Raw genomic sequence first — 6,819 nt, forward strand, 5'->3', positions numbered from 1 at the left:
TCCGTTCCGTTCAGTCGCAGGCGCGCAGCAGCGCGGCCGCGAGGGCCGCGAGCGGCATGGCGATATCGTCTTCCGGGGAGCAGCCGAGCAGCTGCAACTGCCCGCGCCACAGGGTCGGGATCACCACGCCCCCGCCGGCGCGCGCGGCACTCAGCACGAGTTGCAGATCGTAGCCATCCTCCCCCGCCGCGCGCCAAGTGGGGGCGCCGGTGATGGTGAGGCCGGATCGGCGCCATGCCGGTGGCGTGCCAGGGCGTTGCAGCAGGCGCGGCAGGATCAGCAGGCTGTCGCCGGCCTCGCCGGCCTCGATCCGTTCGAAGACCACAGCGCGATTGTCGCGCGCGGCTTCCCAGAAATCGCCCGGCGCGAGGTCGGCATAGACATGGCTGATGGCCATGCCGGGGCCGGGCGGCAAGGCTGGGCGGATGAAGCGGCTGAGATCGACAGAGAAGGCGCAGGCATCCGTGCCGGCCGCATCGCGCAGCGCGATGGCGAGCGCGCTGTTGAGGCTGGCGCCCTCAGCGTCGCACCGTTCAAGGATACGCGCGGTCTCGCTTGCGTCATAGCGATGCAGCGTGAGGCGGGTGCGGGATGCCGGCGGCAGGATGGCGGTGAGGCGCGAGGGGCCGAGGGCTTCCCAGCGCGCGCCGGCGCGGTCCGACCACCAGCCCTCGATCAGGTCGCTGGCGTCCTCGTCACCGAAGACGTTGTCCGGCAGCAATTCCTCGCAGGCCGGCGCCAGATCGCCGACCGGCGTCGCCTCCGCGAAGGCGTGGCCGAGCGCCAGCGCGGTGCGGTAATCCGTCAGCGCGTGGCTGACGGCGATCAGCAGGGTCTGGCCGCCCGGATGGTCTGCAACCACTGCCTCCCAGGGCGGGTTGTCGTCGGTGCCGATCCGCGCATCCAGCAGCTGTTCGGCGATGCCGACCCAATCGGCCTCGGCAGCGAGTGTCGCGCGGCGGATCAAGCCCGGCGTGGTCGCGACCGACCAGCGAGGCCTGCCGCGGCGGCCGATGCGGGCGACGGGAATGTCGAAGCTCGGCGGTGCCTGGGTGGGGAAGCCGCCGGTGGCGCGTTGCAGCACGACGACGCTGTTGGTCGGCGCCACCTGGTCCAGCAGCCAGAACTTCGTCTCGTTCGGGCTGAGGAGGCGCATCATGCGGCGCGGGCAGCCAGGAGATCGGCCATGGCGCCGACATTCTCGAGCTTGCCGACCTCGGCGGGGTTGAGGCGGACCTTGAACTCCCGCTCCACCGCCAGCACCAGCACGATGTGCTGGAGGCTGTCCCACTCATCGATGTCGTCCGCCGTGGTGGTGTCCTGTATGGTGAGGGCATCATCCTCGAACACCTCGCGGAACACGGTGGTGAGGCGTTCGAGGATGGCCGGGCGGTCAGGCATCGTGGTGCACCATGGTGGGCCAGGGGTGGCGATCCGCCGGCGCGGTGAACAGGCGCGCGCCTGCTTCCTCTCCGGCCGGGGTGAAGCCGAGCCGGGGATAGAGACCGGCGACGAGCTGGTTCTTCGCGGAGGGCACGAAGCGGCCGAGGATGCGCGTGGCGCCGCGCCTTTGCGAATCGCGAAGGATGAGGTTGGCGGTGAATTCCTCCACGCCGCGGGCCAGGACGCGGCAGCTCATCACCCAGGTGTGGATCGCCAGGTCCTGGCCCTGCTGGCGGAGGAGGAGGGCGGCGATCAAGCCGTTGTCACCGAAGCGATCGCGCAGGCGGATATGCAGCACCGTCCAGGCGGGGTCGCGCGCCAGGGCGTCAATCTCGGCCTCCGTCGGTCGGGTGCCGGTCAGGTGGAACTGGTTGCTCTTGCCGATGAGTTGCGCGATGCGCGGCAGGTGGAACGCATCTGCGCCGCCGGTGGTCGCCACCATCTCCAGGCTCGCCAGGTAGCCATCCATGTCCACGAAGGCGGCGCGGTGTTCCGCGCGTTGCGCATTCTCCGCATAGAGGCGCGTGCGGGTGGCGTCTTCCGCGTTGAAGGCGATCGCCTCGAACCAGGCGCCGGCTTCGAGGGCGGCTATGTAGTGGGCGGGGTCGTCCGGCATCTCCGGCACCGCGACCTCCGGCAGGTGGCGGCGGACGATGTCGCGCTCCATCGGGTTGTCATCGACGAAGACGAGCGAATCGAGCCCGATGCCGAGCGTGGCGGCGATGTCGCGAACCGCATCCGCCTTGTTGCCCCAGCCCGCGCGGAAGACGGCGAAATCCTCCAGCCGCAGCACCGTGTCGGGGTGTTCGCGGAAGGGGAGGGAGGCAGCGTCCGGTTCGTTCTTCGAACAGGCGGCGAGAATGATGCCGCGGTCCTTCAGCGCCTTCACATGCGCCTGGAAGGCCACGAAGGCTTCCCCCGCCGCGTTGCTGCCAAGCGCGATGCCGGCCAGCCCGTCATCGCCGATGACGCCGCCCCAGAGCGTGTTGTCGAGGTCGAGCACCAGGCATTTGCGGGCCAGGCCCCGCGCGCCGGCGATGAGGCGTGACGCGGCATGGGCGAGCACACCGGAAGCACCCGGCGCCACCGCGTGCTTCGAATGGTGCCAGTAGCGCGCATCGTGCCAGGCGTGGCGGCCATGCCGTGCGGCGACCTGGTCCAGGTCGAACAGCACGACGCCGGAGGGCGCGGCCAAGGCGAGTTCCGCATTCAGCAGGCGGAGCGCGGTGCGCGCGCCCCAGGCGGCGGCGCCGGCCAGGTTGCCGGCGGGATCATCCTCCGGCAGCGGCGCGTTGTTCTCCATCACCAGGCAGCCTTGGGCCCGCAGCGCATCCCACAGCGCGACGCGCGCGGCGACGGCACGGGCGACGGCGGCGCGAACCGCGTCCGGCGCGGCGCCGGGGCGCAATGACAGGTCATGGTCGCGATGCGTGGTGAAGAGCCAGACGAGATCGGGGCGGAAGGCGTGCAATTCGCTGCCGGGATCGATGACGGAGGCGGTGGTGGTATCGAAGGGCGCCAGGTGGATGGTGGGCGCGAAGCCGGCGAGGGTCAGCCAGAGCTGGAGCGGCGGGACCAGGTGATCCAGCGTGCTGGCCCCGGCGATGGCAAGACGGAGCGGCCGGAGGCCCAGGGCTGCGCCATCGACACCGCCGAGGAGCCGGGCCGCGCGAAGCTGGTCGAGGAAATCGGTGTCCGCGCCGATCGTCGCGCGCAGGATGGCGAGGGCCGCCGGCCCGTCGCCCTCGGCGACGGCCGTCCGGGCGCGGGCGATGCCGTCCTTCACCCGGGTGCGGTCCATCGTATCCAAGGGCATCCTGACCCGACCATCCCGCCACGACGTTTCGCTGCAGGATATCCGCGCCGGACTCGCTTGCAAAGCGTCACGCTTGATCGGCGGGATCGTAACGTGGCACAAGGAAATTGGGCTGGGGACTGGAATTGCGTGACCGTCGAAGCGTCAGCTCTGCAGTTCCAGGACATCGTCCCGGGATACCGGGCTGAGATCACGTGTCTCATGGATTTGGACGCCGTCGACGCCTTCGCAGCCGTCACGGGTGATCGCAGCCCCTTGCATGTTGATGCCGGCTTCGCAACATCCCGTGGGTTCACGGGCCGCGTGGCGCATGGGGCGCTGCTGGTCGGCTACGTCTCCCGCCTGGTGGGCATGGTGCTGCCCGGGCGCAACGCGCTGCTGCTGGGGGTCAACATGTCCTTCGTCGCGCCGGTGATCGTGGGTACGCGGGTGACGGTCGCCGGAACGGTGGACCAGGTGTCGGAGGCCGTGCGGTCCCTGGTGCTGCGGATCGAGGCGAAGGACGAGGCCGGCACCGTGGTCGCGCGCGGCAAGGCGACGGTGGGCTTCACCGCGGAGGCCGGCGCGCATGGATGACCAGCTCGACCTCATCCTGGTCACGCAGTCCAATGTCGTGGACTACGAGGGCTTCGGCAACCTGCCGCTGGACCGCAGCGACCTCTACAAGCACCTGGTCTATCCACGGATGGTGCTGCATGAGGGGCGCTTCCGATCCCACCTCGACTACATCAATCGCCGTGTGCATGGCCGCTACTTCGAGCAGGGCGACTGGCAGCAGCGGCGGGAGATGCTGAACATCTGGAACCTGCCCTCCATGGCGGGCGTCCACCTCATCAACTACCTCGCCCAGTTCGGCTATCGCGTGCGGGTCATCAACAACCTCGACAGCGAATGGGACTGGTTCGAGGAGGCGTACCGCAACAGCAAGCGGCCGCCGCTGGTGGGCATCTCCTCCACCTTCTACCTCTCCTGGAAGGAAGTGGGTGGGGTGGCGAAGCGGCTGCGCGCGCTGGACCCGGATATGGACATCGTGCTGGGCGGCGCCTTCGCGAATGCGGAGACGATCAACGGTGACCCAGCCGCCTTCGCGCAGCGGATGCGGCGCTACGGCATCCGCTACGTGCTGCACGCCTTCAATTCCGAGACCGACCTGCGGGACCTGCTGGCGGCGCGGCGCGGCCAGGCGGCGATGGATGCGGTGCGGAACCTGGCGCGCATCGACGGGCGGCTGGATGGCGGCAGTTTCGAACTGGGGCCGAAGGTCTGGAACGAGCCGCTGCTGTCCCTGAAGGATTGCCCGCCGACCTGGGACCAGCACCACCTGCCGTTCCTGAACCGAACCATCCAGATCCGCACGGCCTCCGGCTGTCCCTTCGCCTGTGCCTTCTGTTCCTACCCCACCACCGCGGGGCCCTGGCAGACGGTGGAGGCGGAGCATGTGCGCGCGCATCTGGATAGCCTGACGCGCATCGGCGGCATCGACCGCGTGATCTTCATCGACGATACCTTCAACGTCCCGCCGCACCGCTTCCGCGAGCTGATCAAGATCTTCGCGGAGTACAATTTCGAATGGTTCTCCTTCCTCCGCGTCCAGTACGTGGATGACGAGACCGTCCGGATGATGAAGGACAGCGGCTGCAAGGGCGTCTACCTCGGCATCGAATCCGCCAGCGACAAGGTGCTGCGGAACATGAACAAGCGCGCGACGTCGCGACAGTTCGCCGAGGGCGTGCAGCTGCTGAACAAGCACGACATCGACTACCTCGCCGCCTTCGTGCTGGGCTTCCCGGGGGAGGATGACGGCACCATCCAGGAGAATATCGACTTCATCCGCGACAACGGCGTGCGGTTCTATTCCCTGAAGGAATTCTACTACATGCCCCACACGCTGGTGCATGAGAAGCGCGCGGAATACGGCCTGACCGGCATGGGCAACAAATGGTCCCACGCGACGATGAGCCATGAGCAGGCATCGCGCATCAAGCTGGAGATGTTCCAGGCGATCGAGAGCACCCACATCGATCCCGATACCTCGCTTTGGTACATGGCCTACCTGTACGATCAGGGCTACGATTTCGCGCAGATCCGGCAATGGCAGGCGGAGATCAACGCGCTGATGAAGCGGCAATTGGCCGCGGGCAACCTGTCCCTGCTGCCGGAAGCGACGGAGTTCCCGCAAGCTGCCGAGTGACCTGCCGCCTGCCTGGGACCTGATCTCGCCGGGCTTCCTGCTGGTCATGGCGGCGATGGTGCTGGCCTTCCGCGCCCGGGCCCTCGCCTTCGTCGCGGGTGGGCTGGCGATGGTGGCCTGGCTGGCGCCGACGCCTTTGGCGATGCTGCCGGTCCCGGTGATGGCGCTGGTGGGATGCGCCATGGCGAAGCGGGTGGCGACGCGGCCGCTGCTGCTGGCGCCGGCGATTGCCGCGCTGGTCGGTTTCTTCCTGCTGGTGAGGGAGGTGCTGCCCGCGATGGGCGTGCTGCCGCCCATCGGGCTCGGCGGCAGCATCGGGCTGTCCTACGTCATGTTCCGGCTGATCCAGCTTCTGGTGGATGGCGCGGAGGGGGAGGGGCCGGCGGAGGCGCCGCTACCCTCGTTGATGGCGTGGCTGCTGTTCCCGCCGAGCCTGCTCGCGGGCCCCATCGGCCGCGCGCAGGATTTCCTGGAGGACCTGGCGGCGCCGGCGGCCTGGCCTTCGCGCGAGGATTGGATGCGGCACGGCGCGGGCGTGGCCGGCGGGCTGTTCGGTCTGGTGGTGCTGGCGGCCGCGCCCTGGTGGGTCTTCCACGAGGCGATGATGCGGCTTGACGGGGGTGCGCCGGTCTTCGCCGGGGCGGCGCTCGGCTTCGCGCTGTGGCTCTGGTTGAGCTTCGCGGGGTATTCGCGCCTGGCGGTCTCTCTCGCCGGCCTGATGGGCGTGCGCCTGCCCGAGAATTTCGATCGTCCCTGGTCCGCGGAGACCATGCTGGCGGTGTGGTCGCGCTGGCACATCAGCCTGTCCGACTGGTTTCGCCTGTACGTCTTCAACCCGCTGCTGAAATGGCTGCTGGGCGTGACCGGCGCGACTAAGCAGGCGCATTGGCTGGGGGCGCTGGCCTATGGCGGCACCTTCCTGCTGATGGGGCTGTGGCACGGCATCGGGCTGCGCTTCGCGCTGTACGGATTGCTGCTGGGGGCCGCGGCCGGAGCGAACAAGGTGGCGCAGACGCTGCTGGCGCGGCGGCTGGGCAAGGCGGGGTATGCGGCGCTGAAGCGGCGGCGCGACTATGCGCTGGCGTCATCGGTCGGCGCGGTCGGCACCTTCGTGATGGCGCTGGCCTTCCTGTGGCTGCCGGGCCAGGCCGTCACGCCGGGGCTGTTCGCCACGCTTCCGCTCGCCGCGCTGATCGTCTGCGCGGTCCTGGCCCTGTTGCTGCCGGCGGGGGCGCGGCTGGCGGATCGTGCCGCGCCCGTGCTGGCGGCCCGGCAGGGCTGGGTGGTGGCGTTGCACCTGGCGGCGCTGATCGGCGCGCTGTGGCTGGGGCTGCAGCCGCCGCCCCTGCTGTACCAATTCTTCTGAGGG

The 6,819-nt window shown here is 69.3% G+C and carries 6 protein-coding genes; 3 read left to right on the forward strand and 3 right to left on the reverse strand.

Features of this window, described 5'->3' with window-relative positions; translation table 11 throughout:
- Positions 1–10: 10 nt before the first annotated feature.
- Genes ACTIE5_RS19630 through ACTIE5_RS19640 form a run of 3 tightly spaced genes read right to left on the reverse strand, consistent with a single transcriptional unit; the run spans position 11 to position 3,244 of the window.
- Positions 11–1,159 (reverse strand): hypothetical protein, encoded by a 1,149-nt coding sequence (locus ACTIE5_RS19630; RefSeq protein ID WP_439551407.1) that lies wholly within the window; start codon positions 1,157–1,159, stop codon positions 11–13.
- Complete coding sequence (locus ACTIE5_RS19635; RefSeq protein WP_439551408.1) at positions 1,156–1,401, reverse strand: acyl carrier protein; 246 nt, start codon at positions 1,399–1,401, stop codon at positions 1,156–1,158. The genes ACTIE5_RS19630 and ACTIE5_RS19635 overlap by 4 nt, the downstream gene beginning before the upstream one ends.
- Positions 1,394–3,244, reverse strand: coding sequence for an HAD-IIIC family phosphatase (locus ACTIE5_RS19640; RefSeq protein ID WP_439551409.1), 1,851 nt, complete (start codon positions 3,242–3,244; stop codon positions 1,394–1,396). Before ACTIE5_RS19640 ends, ACTIE5_RS19635 begins: the two co-directional genes overlap by 8 nt.
- Before the next feature lie 216 nt (positions 3,245–3,460).
- Here ACTIE5_RS19640 and ACTIE5_RS19645 point away from each other — a divergent pair, with 216 nt between their 5' ends.
- Genes ACTIE5_RS19645 through ACTIE5_RS19655 form a run of 3 tightly spaced genes read left to right on the forward strand, consistent with a single transcriptional unit; the run spans position 3,461 to position 6,816 of the window.
- Positions 3,461–3,835, forward strand: a complete 375-nt coding sequence (locus ACTIE5_RS19645) for a MaoC/PaaZ C-terminal domain-containing protein (protein ID WP_439551410.1) — start codon at positions 3,461–3,463, stop codon at positions 3,833–3,835.
- Positions 3,828–5,450, forward strand: coding sequence for a radical SAM protein (locus tag ACTIE5_RS19650; RefSeq protein ID WP_439551411.1), 1,623 nt, complete (start codon positions 3,828–3,830; stop codon positions 5,448–5,450). The genes ACTIE5_RS19645 and ACTIE5_RS19650 overlap by 8 nt, the downstream gene beginning before the upstream one ends.
- A gap of 46 nt (positions 5,451–5,496) precedes the next feature.
- Positions 5,497–6,816, forward strand: a complete 1,320-nt coding sequence (locus ACTIE5_RS19655; RefSeq protein ID WP_439551412.1) for an MBOAT family O-acyltransferase — start codon at positions 5,497–5,499, stop codon at positions 6,814–6,816.
- Positions 6,817–6,819: the final 3 nt, after the last annotated feature.

It is taken from the genome of Falsiroseomonas sp., assembly GCF_051859025.1.
Taxonomy (GTDB): Bacteria; Pseudomonadota; Alphaproteobacteria; order Acetobacterales; family Acetobacteraceae; genus Falsiroseomonas.